At 54.9% G+C, this 20,434-nt stretch carries 20 protein-coding genes; 14 read left to right on the forward strand and 6 right to left on the reverse strand.

All coding sequences use genetic code 11. The features are described from left to right. Positions 1-252 (reverse strand): glutaredoxin family protein, encoded by a 252-nt coding sequence (locus BLV48_RS03540; RefSeq protein ID WP_091823197.1) that lies wholly within the window; start codon positions 250-252, stop codon positions 1-3. Between the two features lie 300 nt (positions 253-552). On the opposite strand from BLV48_RS03540, the gene BLV48_RS03545 reads away from it, so the two are divergent. Next, the gene (locus BLV48_RS03545; protein WP_091823200.1) at positions 553-2,295 is read left to right on the forward strand and encodes a PHA/PHB synthase family protein; all 1,743 of its coding nucleotides are present in this window, start codon (positions 553-555) and stop codon (positions 2,293-2,295) included. A gap of 57 nt (positions 2,296-2,352) precedes the next feature. Here BLV48_RS03545 and BLV48_RS03550 read toward each other — a convergent pair whose 3' ends face one another. Next, entirely contained in the window at positions 2,353-3,804 is a 1,452-nt protein-coding gene (locus tag BLV48_RS03550) for an NAD-dependent succinate-semialdehyde dehydrogenase (RefSeq protein WP_091823203.1), read from the reverse strand. Positions 3,805-3,976: 172 nt separating this feature from the next. On the opposite strand from BLV48_RS03550, the gene BLV48_RS03555 reads away from it, so the two are divergent. Genes BLV48_RS03555 through BLV48_RS03570 form a run of 4 tightly spaced genes read left to right on the forward strand, consistent with a single transcriptional unit; the run spans position 3,977 to position 9,109 of the window. After that, complete coding sequence (locus BLV48_RS03555; RefSeq protein WP_091823206.1) at positions 3,977-5,377, forward strand: MATE family efflux transporter; 1,401 nt, start codon at positions 3,977-3,979, stop codon at positions 5,375-5,377. After that, positions 5,322-6,395 carry a DUF3080 family protein gene (locus BLV48_RS03560; protein ID WP_091823814.1) on the forward strand — a complete coding sequence of 358 codons (1,074 nt, stop codon included), beginning with the start codon at positions 5,322-5,324 and terminating at the stop codon, positions 6,393-6,395. The genes BLV48_RS03555 and BLV48_RS03560 overlap by 56 nt, the downstream gene beginning before the upstream one ends. 57 nt (positions 6,396-6,452) lie before the next feature. Beyond that, a complete protein-coding gene (locus tag BLV48_RS03565) occupies positions 6,453-7,166 on the forward strand; it encodes a transglutaminase-like cysteine peptidase (protein ID WP_254774961.1) in 714 nt (237 codons plus the stop codon). Continuing rightward, complete coding sequence (locus tag BLV48_RS03570) at positions 7,166-9,109, forward strand: bifunctional diguanylate cyclase/phosphodiesterase (RefSeq protein WP_091823212.1); 1,944 nt, start codon at positions 7,166-7,168, stop codon at positions 9,107-9,109. Before BLV48_RS03565 ends, BLV48_RS03570 begins: the two co-directional genes overlap by 1 nt. Positions 9,110-9,112: 3 nt before the next feature. Here the strand turns inward: BLV48_RS03570 and trxC are convergent, their stop codons facing one another. From trxC to tusA, 3 genes are all read right to left on the reverse strand, one after another. Beyond that, positions 9,113-9,547, reverse strand: coding sequence for a thioredoxin TrxC (trxC, locus tag BLV48_RS03575; RefSeq protein ID WP_091823215.1), 435 nt, complete (start codon positions 9,545-9,547; stop codon positions 9,113-9,115). Positions 9,548-9,612: 65 nt separating this feature from the next. Continuing rightward, entirely contained in the window at positions 9,613-10,182 is a 570-nt protein-coding gene (locus tag BLV48_RS03580) for a ProQ/FINO family protein (protein WP_091823218.1), read from the reverse strand. After that, the gene (gene tusA, locus BLV48_RS03585; RefSeq protein WP_091823220.1) at positions 10,183-10,428 is read right to left on the reverse strand and encodes a sulfurtransferase TusA; all 246 of its coding nucleotides are present in this window, start codon (positions 10,426-10,428) and stop codon (positions 10,183-10,185) included. Between the two features lie 134 nt (positions 10,429-10,562). Between tusA and BLV48_RS03590 the strand changes: the two genes are divergently transcribed. After that, positions 10,563-10,844: an antibiotic biosynthesis monooxygenase family protein gene (locus BLV48_RS03590; protein ID WP_091823223.1), complete on the forward strand. Its 282-nt coding sequence runs from the start codon at positions 10,563-10,565 to the stop codon at positions 10,842-10,844. A 6-nt stretch (positions 10,845-10,850) separates the two neighbouring features. On the opposite strand, the gene rlmM is transcribed toward BLV48_RS03590, so the two are convergent. After that, positions 10,851-11,924, reverse strand: coding sequence for a 23S rRNA (cytidine(2498)-2'-O)-methyltransferase RlmM (gene rlmM / locus BLV48_RS03595; protein WP_091823226.1), 1,074 nt, complete (start codon positions 11,922-11,924; stop codon positions 10,851-10,853). 400 nt (positions 11,925-12,324) lie between these two features. On the opposite strand from rlmM, the gene ccoN reads away from it, so the two are divergent. The 8 genes from ccoN to ccoS all read left to right on the forward strand — a co-directional run bounded on the left by ccoN (position 12,325) and on the right by ccoS (position 20,432). Next, positions 12,325-13,755 (forward strand): cytochrome-c oxidase, cbb3-type subunit I, encoded by a 1,431-nt coding sequence (gene ccoN, locus BLV48_RS03600; RefSeq protein WP_091823228.1) that lies wholly within the window; start codon positions 12,325-12,327, stop codon positions 13,753-13,755. A gap of 22 nt (positions 13,756-13,777) precedes the next feature. Further along, positions 13,778-14,398: a cytochrome-c oxidase, cbb3-type subunit II gene (gene ccoO / locus BLV48_RS03605; protein ID WP_091823231.1), complete on the forward strand. Its 621-nt coding sequence runs from the start codon at positions 13,778-13,780 to the stop codon at positions 14,396-14,398. 6 nt (positions 14,399-14,404) lie between these two features. After that, positions 14,405-14,611 carry a cbb3-type cytochrome oxidase subunit 3 gene (locus BLV48_RS03610; RefSeq protein ID WP_206834414.1) on the forward strand — a complete coding sequence of 69 codons (207 nt, stop codon included), beginning with the start codon at positions 14,405-14,407 and terminating at the stop codon, positions 14,609-14,611. Further along, on the forward strand, positions 14,608-15,603 hold the full coding sequence (gene ccoP, locus BLV48_RS03615; protein WP_091823236.1) for a cytochrome-c oxidase, cbb3-type subunit III: 996 nt from the start codon (positions 14,608-14,610) through the stop codon (positions 15,601-15,603). Before BLV48_RS03610 ends, ccoP begins: the two co-directional genes overlap by 4 nt. Positions 15,604-15,736: 133 nt before the next feature. Further along, positions 15,737-17,161 carry a cytochrome c oxidase accessory protein CcoG gene (gene ccoG / locus BLV48_RS03620; protein WP_091823238.1) on the forward strand — a complete coding sequence of 475 codons (1,425 nt, stop codon included), beginning with the start codon at positions 15,737-15,739 and terminating at the stop codon, positions 17,159-17,161. 70 nt (positions 17,162-17,231) lie between these two features. After that, a complete protein-coding gene (locus BLV48_RS03625; RefSeq protein ID WP_091823241.1) occupies positions 17,232-17,747 on the forward strand; it encodes a FixH family protein in 516 nt (171 codons plus the stop codon). Positions 17,748-17,754: 7 nt separating this feature from the next. Continuing rightward, on the forward strand, positions 17,755-20,217 hold the full coding sequence (locus tag BLV48_RS03630) for a heavy metal translocating P-type ATPase (protein WP_091823244.1): 2,463 nt from the start codon (positions 17,755-17,757) through the stop codon (positions 20,215-20,217). Continuing rightward, positions 20,217-20,432, forward strand: coding sequence for a cbb3-type cytochrome oxidase assembly protein CcoS (gene ccoS, locus BLV48_RS03635; protein WP_091823247.1), 216 nt, complete (start codon positions 20,217-20,219; stop codon positions 20,430-20,432). Before BLV48_RS03630 ends, ccoS begins: the two co-directional genes overlap by 1 nt. The last annotated feature ends 2 nt before the right edge of the window (positions 20,433-20,434 follow it).

Here is a 20,434-nt window from a genome sequence, read left to right on the forward strand (position 1 = left end):
CTAAGGCTGAGCGCAGTTTTGCAGAAACTGCGCCAGCCGCTGACCATCAAAGGGCCAATTAAGCTCGCCACCACCGACCCGATCGACCAATACGGGAATCCGTGTCGCATAGCGCTCCATCAGCGCTTCATCGTAGACAATATCAACCAGATCCACTTCAGCCTCATCCGGTTCAAGCCCCAGCTGAAGTATGGCAACGGCATCATCACACAGGTGACAGCCCTCTGTGGTCATCAGGTCAAGCTGGTACATGATCACTTTTCATCCTGTTTTTAAGCGCATGCAACATTATTACTTATACTGACACAACCTTCACCTCGGCTATGCTCTCTCGACAGCAAAACGCGAAATATTGCATCGCAGTAACACAGGTGCAATAGCAAAGCCTGATGCTAATACTTTATGAGGGCTTGTCAGTGCCATAGGCACCGGTCTATGCTCAAAACAGTTTCCCGCTACAAGCCAAAACCACAGGTTGATTCCGGCGTAAGCGTATTCAGGGCCAGGGAGCCTGCGTTCATACCGGACAACAGAGACCGAAAGCAGGCAGTTATGACGGATAAACAAGGCAACATCGCAACAGACCCGCAGGAATTCATCAATTACGTCAATCACGAGACCAGCAAAATGCTGGAGATGTTCTCGGCAACCGGCGGTGACGATATCCTGCGTCAGTTCACGCAATCATGGACTGAACTGGCCACCCGCTCTCTTGAAGATCCGACTGTATGGGTACGTGCCATCGCTGACTATCAGCAGGCGCAATTTAACCTTTGGCGCAACCTGTTGACGGGCAATACCAGCAGCCCGGTTGCCGAACCACCGCCCGGCGATCGCCGCTTCAAGGCGGATGAATGGTCCAAAAACCCGGTTTTCGACTATATCAAACAGTCCTATCTACTGACCTCACGCATGCTGACCGAGATGGCCCACAATGCCAATCTGTCGCCGCAGGAGCAGCAGAAGCTGGAGTTTTACACCCGCCAGTATGTGGATGCGCTCTCCCCCACCAACTTTGCCATCACCAACCCCGAAGTGCTGCAACAGGCACTGGAAACCAAAGGAGAAAGTCTGGTTAACGGTCTGAAAAACCTTCTCGGCGACATCGAGAAAGGCCGCATCTCAATGACCGACGAGTCGTCATTTGAACTGGGCAAGAATCTGGCAACGACTGAAGGTGCTGTTGTTTTCCAGAATGACATCTTCCAGTTGATCCACTACAAACCGCTGACCGAACAGGTTTACGAGCGCCCAACCCTTATCGTGCCGCCAAGCATCAACAAGTTCTACATTCTGGATCTGCAGCAGGATAACTCGTTTGTCCGCTACTGCCTGGAGCAGGGACAGGATGTTTACCTCATCTCCTGGACCAACCCCGGTGCAGAGCAACGCGATTTGAGCTGGGATGACTACGTTGGCGACGGTATTCTGAAGGCACTTGAAGTCACCAAGTCAATTAGCGGTCAGGAAAAGGTCAACACCGTATCCTGGTGCGTTGGCGGTACCCTGATGGCCTCGGCCCTCGCTGTGCTGGCCAACCGCAAGGACAACTCGGTCGGCAGCTGCACCTTCCTCACCACGCTGATCGATTTCAGCAACCCCGGTGACCTGTGCGTATACATCGATCAATATCAGGTCAAGCAGCTGGAATCCAAGGTCAACAGTGAAGGCATTCTGCACGGCCGAGAACTGGCCACATCCTTCAACATGCTGCGCTCCAATGACCTGATCTGGTCCTATGTGGTCAACAATTACCTCAAGGGACAGACACCACCGCCGTTCGACATCCTCTACTGGAACAGCGACCCGACCAACCTGCCGGCAGCGATGTACACCTATTACATAAACAATATGTACCTTGAAAACAAGCTGGTTGAGCCTGACGGTCTGACCATATGCGGCGAGCCGATTGATCTGCGCAAGGTCAAAACTCCCTGCTACTTCCTGTCGACCATGGAAGACCATATCGCCCCCTGGAAAGGCACCTTCAAGGCGCTGGATCTGTTTGGCGGCACAGTGGAATTTGTGCTGGGTGCCAGTGGACACGTTGCCGGCGTTATCAATCCAGCGAAAAAGAATCGCCGCAATTTCTGGATCAAGGGCGAAATGGGACGCGGTCCCGAAGCCTGGCTGGAAACCGCTGAGCGCCAGGAAGGCTCGTGGTGGAACAACTGGAACGACTGGCTGCGTCGTCGTGCCGGCAAGAAAGTTGATGCGCCGAAGGATTACGGCAACAGTGATTACAAAGTGATTGAGCCTGCCCCCGGCAGCTACGTCCGCAAGCGTCTGGACTAATCCAGTCAACGCTTTAAAAAACACCGGGGCTGCATGCACAGCCCCGGTGTTTTTATGTCAGATACCACCCATCAGCATGTATTTGCACTCCAGGTACTCTTCCAACCCCTGACGTGCCCCTTCACGCCCCAGCCCGGATGCCTTCACCCCGCCAAACGGTGCCAGCTCGGTAGATATAATCCCTTCGTTGATGCCGATCATGCCGTATTCAAGGCCTTCAGCCACCCGCCAGACCCGTCCAAGATCACGACTGAAAAAGTAGGCCGCCAAACCATATTCGGTATCATTCGCCATGGCGATGGCCTCCGCTTCATCACTGAAGCGAAAAACAGGAGCAAGTGGCCCGAAAGTCTCTTCTGTTGCCACCTGCATCTGTGGCGTTACATCACGCAGCACAGTAGGCTCGAACCATGTGCGTCCCAGGGCATGTAGCTTGCCACCACACACCACACTTGCACCCTTGGCAACGGCATCATCAATGTGGCTCTGGATCTTGGCCACTGCAGCGGCGTTGATCAGAGGCCCCTGCTGCACATCCGCGTCAGTGCCACTTCCCACTTTCAACTGTCGCGTACGTTCAGCCAACGCCTCGACAAAGCGGTCATAGATTCCGTCCTGCACCAAAAAGCGGTTGGTACAGACACAGGTCTGGCCGGCATTGCGATATTTGGATGCCATGGCGCCATCCAGCGCCCGCTCAAGATCCGCATCATCAAATACGATGAAGGGGGCATTACCGCCCAGCTCCAGAGAGACCCGTTTCACTGTATTGGCACACTGCGCCATCAACAGCTTGCCAACCGGGGTGGAGCCAGTAAAAGACAGTTTACGGACCAGCTCATGCCCGGTCAGCACCGAGCCCAGCGCCCTTGGATCTCCCGTAAGAATGTTGAACACCCCGGCCGGAATACCGGCACGGTGAGCCAATTCGGCCAGTGCAAGTGCAGAAAGCGGTGTATCTTCTGCCGGTTTGCAGATGAAACTGCAACCTGCTGCCAGAGCAGGAGCGGCCTTGCGGGTAATCATGGCGGCGGGGAAATTCCAGGGCGTGATGGCGGCAACCACCCCGACCGGTTCACGACTGACCAGAATGCGAGCATCCTGCTTGTGAGTTGGAATCAGCTCGCCATAGGCACGCTTACCTTCTTCGGCAAACCATTCGACAAAGCTTGCAGCATACTGCACTTCGCCACGAGCTTCGGCCAACGGCTTGCCCTGCTCAAGCGTCATCAACAGTGCGAGGTCTTCCATATTGTCCTGCATCAATTGATACCAGCGTCGCAGCACGGTCGCTCGCTCCTTGGCGGTTGTCGTACGCCACTGCTTGAAGGCCTCATGAGCGGCGGCCACGGCTGCCTTGGCATCCGCCTCTGACATCAGTGGCACCCGGACCAGCTCGTCACCCGTAGCAGGGTTGAAGACAGCGAAGGTCTCTCCACTTTTCGCGTCAATCCACTCACCGTTAACATAGGCCTGCCCACGCAGCAGACTGCTGTCTTGCAGCTTCATCACTCACCTCCGGAATTGATCTATCAGTATCATTGCATCTTAGCGTTGCACTACTGTTAGCGCACCCTTATCCTTGCCCCGCCACAGGAGGATATTCCAACATGCGCAGCCACACCGTGAAAAGGCCCCGTTCAATGAACACCACACACGCTCAGCACGCCGCACCTGCGACATGTTGAGGTCTGGTTTCAACCGCAGCGAGGAAATTCGCACCCTGCTACTGCTTGGCTGGCCGATCATGGTAGCTCAGCTGGCTCAGAGCGCCATCGGCTTTATCGACACTTTGATGGCTGCTCGTGCGGGAGCCAACGACCTTGCGGCCATTGCACTTGGCAGTAGCCTCTGGCTGCCATTGTTTCTGGCACTGGGCGGTATACTGATGGCCACCACTCCGCTGGTTGCCCACCTGATAGGCGCCCATCGCGAGCGCCGCAGCCGCCAGGTGCTGCAGCAGGCCGTATGGATTGCGCTGCTGTTGAGCCTGCTGGGGGTCCTGCTGTTGCGCAACCCAGGCCCGATACTCGAACTGCTGCAGTTGGAAGCCCGACTAGAGCAGACTACACGCGACTACCTTGATGCAATAAGCTGGGGATTCCCTGCTTTTCTGCTCTATCAAGTGGTACGCAGCTACAGTGAAGGCTTTGGCAAAACCCATCCGGTCATGCGCATCGCCGTACTGGGCATGCTCTGTAATATCCCGCTTAACTATGTACTGATTTTCGGCAAGCTGGGGCTGCCGGAAATGGGAGGTGTTGGTTGCGGCTATGCCAGCGCCGTTGTGATGTGGGTCATGCTGCTGACCGGTATTGCCTACCTGCTGCGCAGCCCTCGCTTCAGGCCATTGCGTCTTTACAGTCACTGGCAGCGCCCCAAAGGCAGTGTGATTCTGACATTCCTTCGGCTCGGCCTGCCGATCGGCTTTGCATTGCTGATTGAGGTCAGCATGTTCTGCGTGTTGGCGCTGCTGCTGGCCCCGCTGGGCGAGACGGTGATCGCCGCCAACCAGATCACCATTAGCTATACTGGCATGATCTTCATGGTACCACTCAGCATTGCAATGGCACTGACCATCCGTGTAGGCCAGCTTGTCGGGGCCGGTCAAGGCGATGCCGCACGACATGCCGTGATCACCGGCGTTATGATCACCCTGACCATCGCCCTGGTCAGCAGCTCACTTTCACTACTGTTGGCCGAGTCCATTGTAGGACTCTACACTGACCGTGAAGCGATTATTGGCCTGGCCGCCACCCTGATCAGTATTGCGGCCGTTTTTCAGTTTTCCGATGCACTTCAGGTCAGTGCAGCCGGCGCCTTGCGTGGCTACAAGGATACGGCCGTCCCCCTGCTGATGGTGTTCATTGCTTATTGGCTGATCGGCCTTCCGGTCGGGTATGTACTGGGATTCACTCAATGGCTGACAGCGCCACAGGGGGCAGCCGGACTCTGGTATGGACTGCTGATCGGGCTCAGCGTCGGTGCCGTACTACTGACAACACGCCTGGTCAGGATTGCACGTCATGCGGATGTTGATAGCAACTCTGGCGCTGCTTCTGTTGAGCGCCTGCAGCACTGAAAATCCCCAGACGCGATTGGAGGACTATGCCAGTCGCGTTGCCAATGCCATCGATTACCCCATCAATCTGGAGCTTGATACAACCATACCGCCTTACCCTCAAGCACGGGAGCGACTGCTTGATATACCTGAGCTGAGAGAGGGCGTTGTGGATGTGTTTGATCTGCGTCGCTGCGGCCTGATGGAGTTGATCGGAGAGCGCAACAGCTCACTGGGCAAACTGGCATTGCCATCGCAGCGCTTGCTCTATGAGCTGCGTTTTTTGCCACCGTTGCGCCACTGTATACATGAGCTTCAACAGCAGCCGAAACGTGACACGAGCGAAAATGAGCTGCTTGAACGGCTGCAGCACATCGAACAGGTCAAACGCCAGCAGCTGCCACGGGTACTGAGTAACGCCATTTTCAATTCCAGCGAAATGGTCTCCCAATTTTCACGCACTCACCCTGCATTAGAGATGAAACAGGCTCAGCAATCCGGAGCGCTCCAGCCCCCTCTGCAGCGTTTCGAGCAACTGCTTAGAATGAGCCAACAGCCTGACTGGTCTCTGCCTTCCTGGAGCGACCAACTTGAGCAATCCTACTTCGAACTTCATACCCGTCCCTTCGGCGCACCCTGGCTGAAAAGTCTGAATATGCTCACCCAAACACTGGACCAGACCGCCAGCGCCATCAATGCTCGGCTCGATGAGCGCCCGATCTGTTTCAATAATCGCCCCAACAACCGAGCGCGTATCATTCAGTCCGTATTGAACGGTTGGTACGCAAGCGAACTGCAACCGATGATGTCCACTCTGCACCGCAGCGGTGAACAATGGCGCAACGGCCTTGAACCTCTCTACACAGAACTGCCAACCAGCCCGGCCCTGAAGCACTATTTTCAGGCAACATTGTCTGATCACCATAACAGCCTGTGGCAACAGTACATCCGGGCACGAGACCGCCATACCGACGCCTGGCAGCGCCTGCTCAGTCAATGTGGCTTGATGCCTGGTCACTCTGTTCAGGATGACGCTTGAGCGGCGCGCGTTTTTCAACCATCATGAACTGATAAGACCATTAATGGGAAGCCCCGTTTGAGCAACATCCTCATGTGCCTGCGCAGACCCGGACGCTGTCTGTATCGGTGCTGCGTTGCAGCCCTGTTCGCCGGTCTCACACTGCTAGCCACTGCCGACCAGCCCCAACTGCTTTCAGATGCCAGCATTGAAGGCTACCGTGAGCTGTATGGAGAACAGGCAGCACGCAGGCTGACGGCCTGGCAAAACCTGATACGCGAAGGCAACCAGTTGAGCGAACCGGAGAAACTGGAACGGGTTAACCGATTTTTCAATCAGGTGCGTTTTTTGGATGATATTGCTCACTGGGGTAAGGAGGACTATTGGGCGACGCCGGTAGAGTTCCTGATCAGCAATGGCGGTGACTGCGAGGATTTTTCAATCGCCAAGTACTACACACTAAGGGTGATGGGTGTCGCTGAAGAGCGTTTGAGCCTGAGCTACGTCAAGGCCCTTGAGCTGAACCAGGCACATATGGTGCTGACCTACTACCCCAACCCCACCGCCATGCCGCTGGTACTGGACAATCTGATCAACTCGATTCGCCCGGCCAATGAGCGCCCAGACCTGCTGCACGTCTATACTTTTAACGGTGAAAGCCTCTGGCTCAGCAAGAAAGGCCAGCGAGCCGAGCTGGTGGGTACATCCGACCGCCTCAAGCCATGGGTACAACTGCAGTCACGCATGGAAAACAACCGGGTCAACATTCAACAGTCGCAGGAGCGCCAATAATGTCCCTTACCAACCAACTGATCGCTGCCGTATTCACCGTATTGCTGGGGCTGGTTCTGGGCACCGTATACCTCCTTTCGGACAGCTCGCGCGACACACTGGTACGCCAGCTCGAATCGCATGCCGAAGATGGCGCCACTCATCTCGGACTGTACCTCGCACCTTATATGCAGCAATCCGACAGCGCGACCATCGCAACCGCCGTCAATGCCATTTTCGATAGTGGCTTCTACCAGCAGATTGAAGTGACCGGACAGGATGGCTCGGTTCTGTACAGCAAGAGCTACAATCCGGAAGCCGCAGTCAATGCTCCGGATTGGTTCATCAGCATGATGCGCATCACGCCGCCCGCCATGTCTCGCGCCATCGCCTATCAATGGCAACAGGTCGGTGAGATCCATGTGCGCAGCCGTGCTGGATATGCCTATGAGAGACTGTGGGCCGGGGTGCGCGATACGATGCTGCTGTTCAGCGTACTCGCTCTGGTTTCTGCACTGCTCCTGACACTGCTGCTGCGCTTTATCATGCGCCCTCTACACGGGGTGGAGCATCAGGCAATGGCACTTGCCCGGCGCGAATATATCGAACAACCTGACCTTCCACGAACCCGCGAACTGCGACGCGTTGTTATCGCCATGAACCTGATGGTGAAGCAGGTACAACACATGTTCGAGGAACAGAACCGAAATATTGAGGCCCTTCGCAGCACAGCCTACCGTGACAGCCTCACAGGCTTGAATAATCGTCGCGCCCTGCTGGCCCAGATTCAGGAGCATCTGGAATACCGCCAGGACTTTGGCCCCGCATCACTACTGCTGTTCCACCTGAGAGACCTGCAGCAGGTTAACCGTGATCTCGGTGAAGATGCCGCCAACCATCTGATCAAGGCATGTGCCAGCATGATCGAAGACCTTGGACAATCCACGGGACTCAGTATCACCGGTCGACTCGGTGGCGCTGACCTGGTACTACTGGCAAGGCAGCGCAACTTCGATGACTGGCAACGCCGCCTGCAACCCGGCCTGATGCAGATCAACACTCTGTATGAACAGCTCAGCAAGAAGGACGCGACACCCTCGATACTGTGCATTGGCATCGCCTCCGGTCATGACCACTGTTCACCTGAGCAGCTGATGTCACAGGCACGCCTGGCTGTTAACGAAGCCGAGGCAGGTCATGATGCAGTGGTGCACTATCACGCACGCCAGAGCCAGCATACCTGGTCGGAGCAATGGCAGTCTCACGTGGCCAATGCAATTAACAATGAGCAAATCTTCCTGCAACATCAGATCCTTAAGTCAACCAAGCAGGAAGCGATTCATGCAGAGGTGTTTGCCCGCATTCTGAACCTCGATAATGAACCTTGCAGCGCCGGCGAATTCATCAGCGTAGCGCTGGATCTCGGCCTGATGGAACGAATCGATCGCGCCATCGTCAGACAGGCTCTGAATTACCTGAGCCACAACCCAGGCGCACCCGCACTCAGTCTCAACCTGGCAAACCAGACACTGGAACACCCGCCCTTTGTGCCTTGGCTGCTTGAGCAACTCAGCGCCAGCTCACACCGAGGACGGCTCAACATTGAAATTAACGAGACCGCAATTCTGGCACATCAGGAATCGATTCTATCCCTGCGTCGTTCAGTACAGCAGCTCGGGGTCAGCTTTGGCGTGGACAACTTCGGCACACACCCCAACGGCTTCAGTTACCTCTATGCATTGAGACCCGACTACCTCAAGATTGATGGTTCACTGATTCGACAGCTGGATCACAGCGAGGAGGATCGTTTCTTTGTCAGTAGCCTGATAAGCGTAGCGCACAGTTTGGAAATAAAGGCCTACGCCGAGCATGTAGAGCGCCCAATGCAGCAGCAGTTGCTGGAAGAGATGCAAATCGATGGCACTCAGGGCTATCTGTATGGCGCTCCGACCCCGCTCCCTTGACGGTCAGAGATGCTGGCGTACCCAGCGGACCAGGCTGACCTGGTCCATGGCACCTGCCTGCCGCGCCACCTCCTGTCCGCCCTGCAGTAGCAATAGCGTTGGAATACTGCGGATCTGGTAGCGTGCCGACAGGTTTTGACACTGCTCGGTATTGATCTTGACCAGACGACATGCAGGCTCCAGCTCGGCAGCCGCACGCTCGAATACCGGTGCCATCATCTTGCAGGGACCGCACCATGATGCCCAGAAATCAACCAGAACCGGCAGGTCCGTATTGGCCTGAACACGAGCAAAAGCGGTTTCATCGAGCTCAAGCGGAGTAGCCATGAACAGCGGTTGGTGACAGCGACCACAGACAGGTTTCTGTGTGAGCCTGGAAGCGGGAATGCGATTTGTTGCCAAACAGGAGGGGCAGGAAATATGAAGAGAGTCAGACATGGATTGGCCTCCAAAATATTAAAATTGTCTAATAATCTGGAGGCGGCACATCGCTATTTCAAGTATTAACGACCCTTGAGGTTAACCAACGCCTCAAGTTTCCGGCTAAGGCGGTCGTCCTTTTGCTGTTTGCGCGCTTCCTGTTCCTTCATCCGCTCCTGTTTTTGCCGCTCCTTGCGCTCAGCCTGAATCTCTTTCAGGCGTGCCGCCGCATGCTCAGCTTCTGCAGCCGTCACGCTGCCTGCCATTTCACCAGCCAGGTCGACACGATCAACCCCTTCCTTCACGCTGCGCAGGTAATGGATCGAACGCACATAAGTTGCCAGCGCACGCTTGATTCTGTTGCGAGCCAGTTTGTCATCAGCGATCAAGTCCTCCTGAATACCGATCTTGAGCGGTCGGACGTTGTCACGACTGAAAGTCTGCGGGTAGGCTTCGATCAGTTGTTCCAGAGCCGCCTGATTGGCTGCCCTGTTCTTGGAGCGATTCTTGCTGTTGGCCGTCTGATTCACTGTTTCACTCTCTGTTGTCCGGGGTCCCGTCCGACTGCCCTGCTGCTCTGCAGCCGACAGCCTTTGATCACACTCCTGCAGCAGAGACTCAATCTGTTGCTGCAGATGATTCAGTTCTGACACTCAGCCAGCCCCTTTGCGAATTAAATACTCGAAACTATGCATATCCACTACCCGCTGCTTTACGAGCTCATGTCCGAGAAAAGCGCAGAACTTTGGTATGTCGCGCTGGGTAGATGGATCTGTGGCCAACACCCTCAGCAACTCTCCTGCCTGCATCTCCCGCACCTTGTTGTGAAGCATCATTACCGGCTCAGGACACAGCAGGCCGCTGGCATCCAGCAGGTGGTCAGCAACAGGGTCACTCATGGATTACAACTACCTTGAATTACAAAGCGCTATTGTCGCAAATTAAATCCGGGCGCGGAACCGCTCATACAGGCTTGCGCACGCCTTGGAAGCGATTATCCTGATATAAACACCATCTCTCAAGGAGTCATGCCATGATTCGTGTTCTGATTGAGCGCCACGTCGCCGATGAACTGGAACTTCATTACGACCGGGTAGCACGTGAAACCCTGCAGAAAGCCATGCACGTCCCCGGCTTCATCTCTGGCGAGGCACTGCATAATGTTGACAGCCCCAACCACCGACTGATTCTGGCCACCTATCGCAGTGAAAACGATTGGCTGCAGTGGTACCACTCGGAAGAGCGCCGCGAAATGATGGAGCAGATCGCCCTCATGCTGGAGGGCGAAGAGAAGATTACGGTATTTGCTCACTGAAACCTCTCAGGGTTCCAGTGACAGCCAGCAGGTGATTTCTTCTCTATCGTGGTAGAGCTGCCGCGCCTGCAGTCGGAACCCGATACCTGCATTGGCCAGGGAGTCGCGCAGATAGCCAAGGCAGCTTTCAGTTTCAGCAAAACGTTGCTTCATCGGTAGCTTGAGGTTGAAAATTGCATGCCGGCACCAACCGTTTTCGGCCCAGTGCAACACCAATTCGGTCACGCGCGCTGGCTTGTCAACAATGTCGCATACCATCCAGTCAACCGGCTTGGGTGGCACAAAGGTAAATGCATCTTCACGCCGGTGTTCAACCTGCCCACTCTCCATCAAGTCAGGGCTCATTGGGCCATTGTCGACAGCAATGACAAACATGTTCTGCTTCACCAGCTGCCATGTCCACCCTCCGGGGGCCGCGCCTAAATCGACCGCTCTCAACCCTCCACCAAGCAGCTCATCCTGCCGCTGTGCCGGTATAAAGTAGCGCCAGGCTTCTTCCAGCTTGAGCGTTGAGCGACTAGGAGCCTGCTGAGGAAACTTCAGCCGGAGAATACCCATAGACCAGGGTGAACTGTTACCTATCGGTGCGGCGCCAAGCCAGAGCGTACGGCCATCAAGCACCAACATATGCAAGCGCCAGTCGGCACGACGCTTGCGCTCAAGCAGAATCGACTCACGTCGCAACGCCTGCGACAGGGCTGAGCCAAATTTGCGCGCAAAGCTCTGCAACTCACGCCCTTCAGTGGTATCCACCACTTCAGCAACCAGCTCACTTGCAACAGGCAGGCTACCGGCACTGGCCAGAATCGGCGTAATGCGATCATCCGCAGGAAGCTGCTCGAACAGTGGTAAAGCCGCAAACCACTGTCGAGTGAAAATCAGGTCGCGAAAACGCAGCCGCTGAATCGCATCTGTCGCACCACCGGGTTGCTGACAGTGAAATATCACATAGGCCTGCCCCGTTTCGAAACGTGGATAGCCATAAATACCCATTACAGAAAGACGGGTGGAAATTTCCGCTGCGCACTCCTTCTCGAATCCGGCACGGCAATACAGCACCAGCGTATTGAATTCACTCATTACTTTCTCCTGACTCGGTGGGCGCACTATAGTAATCCTTTAGTCTGATAACAACAGAAGCCATCGCACAGTGGCATGGAAAATGACCTCAAAAAAAGCGCTTGATCCATATCAAGCAAAAGATCAAATCAACACTCGAGTTCAGCGAAAGACCATTGAAAACCGTGCTTCTGAAGCATAAACCGCTTTACCACGACAGCACACAAAACCAATTACCAAATTAAATTCAAACAGTTACAAAAAACCGTCTTTTTTGATCGGGTATATAATGAAGATAAATGCCCCCTGCGACAATAAACCACAGTTAAAGGTTCCATCGCATTGAAATGGCGTGGGTATTCCCAGATAATTGCGGGTGGAACTCTTCTTACTACTATTAGCTTGTTGATGAGAGCCTGACATGAGCACTGCAACTGAACACCCGACTTACAACTACAAAGTCGTGCGCCAGTTCGCCATCATGACGGTGGTCTGGGGCATCGTCGGTATGGGCGTCGGCGTTTTGATCGCCGCCCAGCTGGTGTGGCCTGCACTGAACTTTGATATTCCCTGGTTGACCTACGGACGTATTCGTCCGTTACACACCAACGCGGTAATCTTCGCGTTTGGTGGCTGTGCACTTTTTGCCACTTCCTACTATGTGGTGCAGCGCACCTGTCAGACCCGTCTTTTTTCGGACGGCCTGGCTGCGTTCACTTTCTGGGGATGGCAGGTCGTGATTCTGGCAGCCGCTGTTACCCTTCCGCTGGGTCTGACCTCCGCCAAGGAGTACGCAGAACTGGAGTGGCCGATCGACATTTTGATCGCCGTGGTTTGGGTCAGCTATGCCATTGTCTTCCTGGGCACTGTCAAGAACCGCAAGACGTCTCACATTTATGTGGGTAACTGGTTCTACATGGCGTTCATCATCACCGTTGCGGTGCTGCATATCGTCAACAGCATGGCGATGCCGGTATCCCTGACCAAATCATACTCCATGTACCCGGGTACCGTGGATGCGATGGTTCAGTGGTGGTATGGCCACAACGCGGTAGGTTTCTTCCTGACTGCAGGCTTCCTGGGCATGATGTACTACTTCGTACCCAAGCAGGCCGAGCGTCCGATCTACTCTTACCGCCTGTCCATTGTTCACTTCTGGGCGCTGATCGCGACCTACATGTGGGCCGGTGGTCACCACCTGCACTACTCTGCCCTGCCTGACTGGACTCAGTCTGTTGGCATGGTCATGTCACTGATCCTGTTGGCTCCCTCTTGGGGCGGTATGATCAACGGCATGATGACCCTGTCCGGCGCCTGGCACAAACTGCGTACCGACCCGGTACTGCGCTTCCTGGTGGTATCTCTGTCCTTCTATGGTATGTCTACCTTCGAAGGCCCGATGATGTCCATCAAGACCGTCAACGCCCTGTCACACAACACTGACTGGACCGTTGGCCACGTACATGCTGGCGCTCTGGGTTGGGTTGCGATGATCTCCATTGGTGCCGTGTACCACATGATCCCGAAACTGTTCGGTAAGGCTCAGATGTACTCTGTTGGCCTGATCAACACACACTTCTGGCTCGCAACCATCGGTACCGTGCTGTACATCTGCTCCATGTGGGTTAACGGTATCCTGCAGGGTCTGATGTGGCGTGCAGTTAACGAAGACGGCACTCTGACCTACAGCTTCGTCGAAGCGCTTGAAGCCAGCCACCCGGGTTACCTGGTGCGTTGGATCGGTGGCATGTTCTTCCTGACCGGTATGCTGCTGATGGCCTTCAACGTTTGGCAGACCGTTCGCAGCGGCAGCTCCGTCAAGGCAGCTGAACCCTCTGCGCAAGCGGCCTGATTGAGACGAGGAGCAGAAGAAAATGATCAAACACGAAACGATTGAAAAGAACATCGGCCTCATGATCCTGCTGATCATTATCGTGATCAGCGGCGGTGGCCTGGCGGAGATCGTTCCGCTGTTCTTCCAGAGCTCTACCACCAAGCCGATTGATGGTCTGCGTACCTATTCGGCTCTGGAGCTTGAAGGCCGTGACATCTACATCCGTGAAGGCTGTCACGTCTGCCACACTCAGATGATTCGCCCGTTCCGTGCTGAAACCGAGCGTTACGGTCACTACTCCACCGCTGACGAACACGTATGGGAACACCCATTCCTGTGGGGTTCCAAGCGTACCGGTCCTGATCTGGCCCGCGTAGGTGGACGTTACTCTGATGACTGGCAGCGCGCGCACCTCTACAACCCGCGTGATGTGGTTCCTGAATCAAAAATGCCTGCCTACCCCTGGCTGTTTGAAAACCGTCTGAGTGGCAAGGAAACGGCAGCGAAGATGGAAACTCTGCGCAAGCTGGGGGTACCGTATACAGATGAACAGATCAGCGCTTCCCGTGAAGAAGTAGCAGGTAAACCCGAGATTGACGCTCTGGTCGCCTACCTGCAGTCACTGGGTAAAACACACTCTGTTTACACCAACAAGCGGTAATTTTCAGTGAGTTACGAGGTTTATGGTCCTTACATACCGGTCATAATGCTGATCACCTTCATCGGCCTTTTCATCTGGGTTCTCCTGCCGGGGAACAAGAAAAGGTTCGATGAGGCCTCCCAGCTTCCTTTTGCTGATGAAGAACAGCACAAGAAAAGCGAAGAGGAGCAGGGCCGACCGGAAGAGACCCATAACAGGAGAGACGACAAATGAGTGCTTTCTGGAGCGCGTGGGTAACAGTCATCACCCTGGCCGTTATTATCGGCTGTACATGGCTGCTGCTGGCTACCCGCAAAAGCGAAAAATTCAAGGAAACGACCGAGAACACCCTGGGTCACGAGTTCGACGGTATCGAAGAATATGACAACCCCCTGCCGCAGTGGTGGTTTTACATGTTCGTCGCAACCGTGATCTTCGGCCTTGGCTACCTTCTGCTTTACCCGGGTCTTGGTAACTTCAAAGGCCTGCTGGGCTGGACTTCCCACGGTCAGTGGGAAGAAGAGATGCAGCATGCCGAAGAGGTATACGCCCCGGTGTTCGCCAAGTATGCCGCTCTTTCCATTGAAGAGTTGCAGAAGCCGGAGAACGAAGGCGGTCTCAAGATGGGACAGCGCATGTTTGCCAACAACTGTTCCGTTTGTCATGGCGCTGCCGGCACCGGTGCGGTTGGCTTCCCCAACCTGACTGACAACGACTGGCTTTACGGTGGCGAGCCCGCCACCATCAAGCACACCATCACTCAGGGTCGTAACGGCGGTATGCCGGCATGGGCTGATGCACTTGGAGAAGACGGCGTCCGTGACATGGCCAGCTATGTTATGACACTAAGTGGTAAAACTGCTATGCCAGGCACTGATATAGCCCAAGCAGAAAGGCAATATCAGGCGCTTTGTGCAATGTGCCACGGTCAAGAGGGTTTAGGCTCTATTGGAACAAGTGATGCTCTGTTGACTAAAGCCAATGCCTTAGACGCAGAAGGCAAGGCCGAAGAAGCAAATCGGAAACGCAATGAAGCCAAAAGCATTAGGTCTTTCGGTGCACCCAACCTGACCGATGACACTTGGCTGTATGGCGGCAACTTCAACCAGATTGCCCACACCATTCGCATTGGCCGATTTGGCGTGATGCCGGCACACAAGGATCTTCTGTCTGACGACAAGATCCACCTGATCACAGCATACGTCTACAGCCTGTCCAATAAATAAGCACTGGACAAGCACCAAAAAAAGGCGACATGATTCAAGTCATGTCGCCTTTTTTATTAGCGGCTTAGTATAATATTCGACGCTCCTAATGGAGCGCATGGACCTGTCGACACAACCAGCAGTAGGTACTGGCATGAATCAGATACCGGTAAAGGACGTAACCCCGGGCAAAAAAGGCAAAAAAGAGGCCGAATCCTATAACCTCTATGCCAAGCGGGAACACATTTACGTCAAGTATTACAAAGGCTTCTTCAAAAACTTCCGTACCATCTCCGGTTTCATCATGCTGGCGATGTTTTACGGCGCTTCTTGGCTTCAATACGATGGCCGACAGGCCATCCTGTTTGATCTGCCCAACCGGCAATTTCATATTTTCGGCATGACTTTCTGGCCCCAGGATTTCATGCTGCTCTCCTGGCTGCTGATTATTCTGGCTTTTACTCTGTTTTTCGTAACAGTTTTTGCAGGGCGCCTCTGGTGCGGTTATGCCTGTCCCCAGTTTGTCTGGACCTGGCTCTTTATCTGGGCAGAGCGTATCACCGAAGGCGACCGCAACAAGCGCATGCGGCTTGATAAACAACCCATGTGCGCTGAAAAGTTTCTGCGTAAGAGCGCCAAGCATGCCATCTGGATTATCATCGCTGTCGCCTCGGCTATAGCATTTGTCGGTTATTTTTCTCCAATCCGTGAGTTGGTACCCGATGTTTTAGCGTGGGATTTGGGGCCATGGGAAACCTGGTGGCTGGCGTTCTTAAGCGTAGCTACCTATGGTAACGCTGGCTGGCTGCGTGAGCAGGTATGTATCTACATGTGCCCCTATGCCCGCTTCCAGAGCGTCATGTTCGACCAGGATACCCTCATTATCTCCTACGATGAGAAGCGTGGAGAACCTCGTGGCAGCCGCAAAAAAGGGGTCGACAAAGAAGCGGCCGGCCTGGGCGACTGTATCGACTGCTATGCCTGCGTTCACGTCTGCCCAGTCGGTATTGATATACGTGACGGCTTGCAGTACGAATGCGTGGCCTGTGGTGCCTGCGTTGATGCCTGCGATGACATGATGGAGCGTGTCGGCTATGAACCCGGGCTTGTACGCTACACCACTGAACACGCCTTGAACGGCAACACAACCAAGCTGTTGCGCCCCCGTCTGATCGGTTACTTTGTTGCATTGATGGTGATGTTTGGTGCCTTCATCTGGGCCATCGGCGACCGCGTTCCGCTTGAAGTTGACGTGATCCGTGATCGTGGCCAGCTGTACACCACAACACCGTCCGGCATGATCGAGAACGTTTTCACACTCAAGATCGCCAACAAGGAGCAGATAGACCACAGCTACCGCATCGAAATTGATGGTCCGGAAGGACTGAACATGATCTCGACAGATACTGTGACAGTAAAGGCTGGAGAGCTTCTGACATACCCTGTCAGGGTTCAAATAGAACCGGGGCAGCTGAGTCAGGCCAACACTCCTTTCAGCTTTACTGTCGAGGCCGCTGAAGATCCTTCAATCCATATTGAAACTGAAAGCCGTTTCCTGGGTCCCACTCCACAGCGATAGTGCTTCATTCGGCTTAATTAGGTTAGAATAACGGCCGGTTCATTCCGGCCGTTTCCATTCAAGGAGTGTCATGAATACACACGCAACTCCCCCCGCCCCCTGGTACAAGCAGCCCTGGCTCTGGTTCATCTTGGCGCCACTGATTGCGGTGTTCATCTATGCTTCATTTTTCATGTACATTGCAGTAACCACCAGCGACGGCATTGTTAAGGAAGACTATTACAAGGTCGCCCGCGGAATGAATATCGACACGTCCAAATCTGATGCAGCAAGCAGACTGGGACTTGAAGGCACCCTCAACTTTGATACCGTAACCGGTGATATCAACCTGCGCCTGAGTGGTATGCTGACAAGCTTCCCGCAGACTCTCAGTCTGAATATCATTCATCCAACCCATCAGAAATTTGACCAAATCCTGATTCTGAAAAGCGTTGATGGCAAAGGCATCTATTCCGGCAGCCTCACTGCAGGTCTGATCGGAAAACGCTACCTTTCCCTGTCTCCTGCCGACGAAAGTTGGCAGCTGCGCCAGGAAATGGTACCGCCTTATTCTGAACTGATTAGCCTTACGCTCACTGCGCAATGAGCCAGCCATGACCGCACAGCAGCCCCCGGCGCGCACGCCCTGTTATCACTGTGGCCTGCCTGTTCCTCGTGGCAGCCAGTACACTGTCAGCATTGAGGGCAAACAACGCTCCATGTGCTGCCCTGGCTGCCAGGCGGTTGCACAGACCATCGTAGATGGGGGGCTGGACAACTTCTATCGCCATCGCGACAGTCAGAGTGCCGACAGTGAGCTGATCCGCACCAACAGCGGTAGCCGGCGCAAGCAAGAGTTGGAGCTGTATGACAACCCCGAAGTGCAAAGCAGCTTTGTACATAACGCCGGGGACGATCAGCGTGAAGCTGTGTTGGTTATTGAGGGCATCACCTGTGCCGCCTGTGTCTGGCTGCTGGAAAAACACCTGACAAGCCAACCCGGTGTTACCGCTGCCAGTGTCAATATGACCACCCACCGTGCCCGTATCCGCTGGCACAGTGGAACCACACGTCTGAGCCACCTGCTGGCAGAAATTGATCGCCTGGGCTACCAGGGCCACCCCTATCAGCCCAACCGCGAAGAGCAGTTGCTTGAGCAAGAGCGTAAACGCGCCGTGCGCCGCCTTGGGGTGGCGGGTGTATGCATGGCTCAGACCATGATGCTCGCCGCAGCACTCTATGCCGGCGAACTCAGCCATTCCATGGACGCCCATATCATCACCCTGATGAACTGGGCATCCATGGTTCTGGCAACCCCCGTAGCGCTTTACTCTTCCGTGCCCTTCTATAAAGCCGCCTGGCGCGACTTGCAAACACGCAGCCTGAGCATGGACGTGCCAGTCGCATTGGCAATTTTGCTGGCCTATTTTGCCAGTGTCTGGTCAACGGTTTCTGGCAGCGGCGATGTCTACTTCGAGTCAGTCACCATGTTCGCCTTTTTCCTGCTGGTCGGGCGTTTCATGGAAATGGCCGCTCGTCATCGAACCGGCAGGGCCGGCAACGCACTGCTTGATCTGCTGCCAACCAGTGCCATTCGCCTTGACGGCGATACCGAAACGCTTGTGCCCGCCACTCAACTGCGAACCGGAGACAGGGTCTTGGTCAAGTCGGGGCATACCATTCCGGCTGATGGCCGTGTTATCGAGGGGCGCAGTTCAGTGGACGAGTCGGCTCTGACCGGTGAGTACCTGCCCCAGTCACGAAGCACTGGCGAACTGGTCATCGGCGGCACTCTCAATATCGAGCACCCGCTTCAGATCGAAGTAACCGAGACGGGCAGTGAAAGCCGCCTGTCCGCCATTGTCCGCATGCTGGATCGGGCCCAGGCAGAGAAGCCGAGCGTTGCTCGCATAGCCGACCGTGTTGCCAGCCAGTTTGTGGCAGCCACGCTTTTGACGGCAGCAGCCGTGGCGGTATTCTGGTACTTTTATGACCCTGCACGCGCATTCTGGGTCACGCTGTCCGTGCTGGTGGTCACGTGCCCCTGCGCCCTTTCACTGGCAACGCCTACCGCCTTGACTGCTGCCACAGGCACTCTACGCCAGCGTGGCATGTTGATCAGTCGCGGGCACGTGCTGGAAAGCTTTGCCACGGCAACCCACATTATCTTCGACAAGACCGGTACATTGACCGAGGGCAACCTTAACATTGAGGAGATATGTCCTGTCAGCACACTCGACAGCCAAACACTGTTGAGTATTGCCGCCGCACTCGAAAGCCGTTCCGAACATCCTATTGCCCGTGCCTTTCGTGCCCACGCTGTTCAGGCCGCCACGGATGTACAGGTGCATGTTGGCCAAGGCCTTAGCGGTATGGTTGAGGGCAAGCGCTATCGAATTGGCAAACCCGGTTTTGCCTGCCCTGACGATACGCCTCAACAACCCAAAAGCAGCGGGTTGTGGTTATTGCTTGCAGATGCTGAACAACCATTGGGTTGGTTCCGGCTCGATGATCAGATTCGCCCCGAAGCCGCACAAACACTCACTGAACTGCGCGCACTTGGCCTGACGCCACTAATGCTCACCGGTGATGCCTCCGATGCTGCACAAAAGGTCGCCTCTCATCTTGGAATTGATCAGGTATTCAGCGGTATGAGCCCTGAACAGAAACTGGCACACTTGAACCAACTGAGCCAGCAGGGAGCTGAGATCATTATGGTGGGCGATGGTATCAATGATATCCCCGCACTGGCCGGTGCCCGCACTTCGGTTGCGATGGCCAGTGCAACTGATCTGGCCAAGACCAACGCTGATGCAGTCCTGATTGCCAACGACCTGATGCGATTGGCCGATTGTGTGCGCATGGCACGCAAGACACGCACCATTATCCGTGAGAACCTGAGCTGGGCGCTGCTTTACAACCTTCTTGCCCTGCCCGCTGCAGCCGCCGGTCTGGTGCCACCCTACTGGGCCGCGATCGGCATGTCCGCCAGCTCGCTGGTAGTGGTCGGCAATGCGATGCGACTGAGTCGCCGCCACGTCGCGGCTCAGTCAACCAATGAGGGAGCGGAACGTTAATGGATATTGTTATCCTGTTAATACCCATCGCGATCATTCTGGCAGGTTTTGCGATATGGGCATTCTTTTGGAGTGTGAACAGTGGTCAATTTGATGACCTTGAGTCACCGGCTCATCGTATCCTCTATGATGATGATGAAGACCTTATTCCCGAGGATGCACGACAGAAAAAGGATAATCCCGAGCCGGAAAGCCAGGATCAGGATACCCGTTGAGC

Origin of the sequence: Marinobacterium iners DSM 11526 (assembly GCF_900107855.1) — a bacterium.
Classification (GTDB): Bacteria; Pseudomonadota; Gammaproteobacteria; order Pseudomonadales; family Balneatricaceae; genus Marinobacterium; species Marinobacterium iners.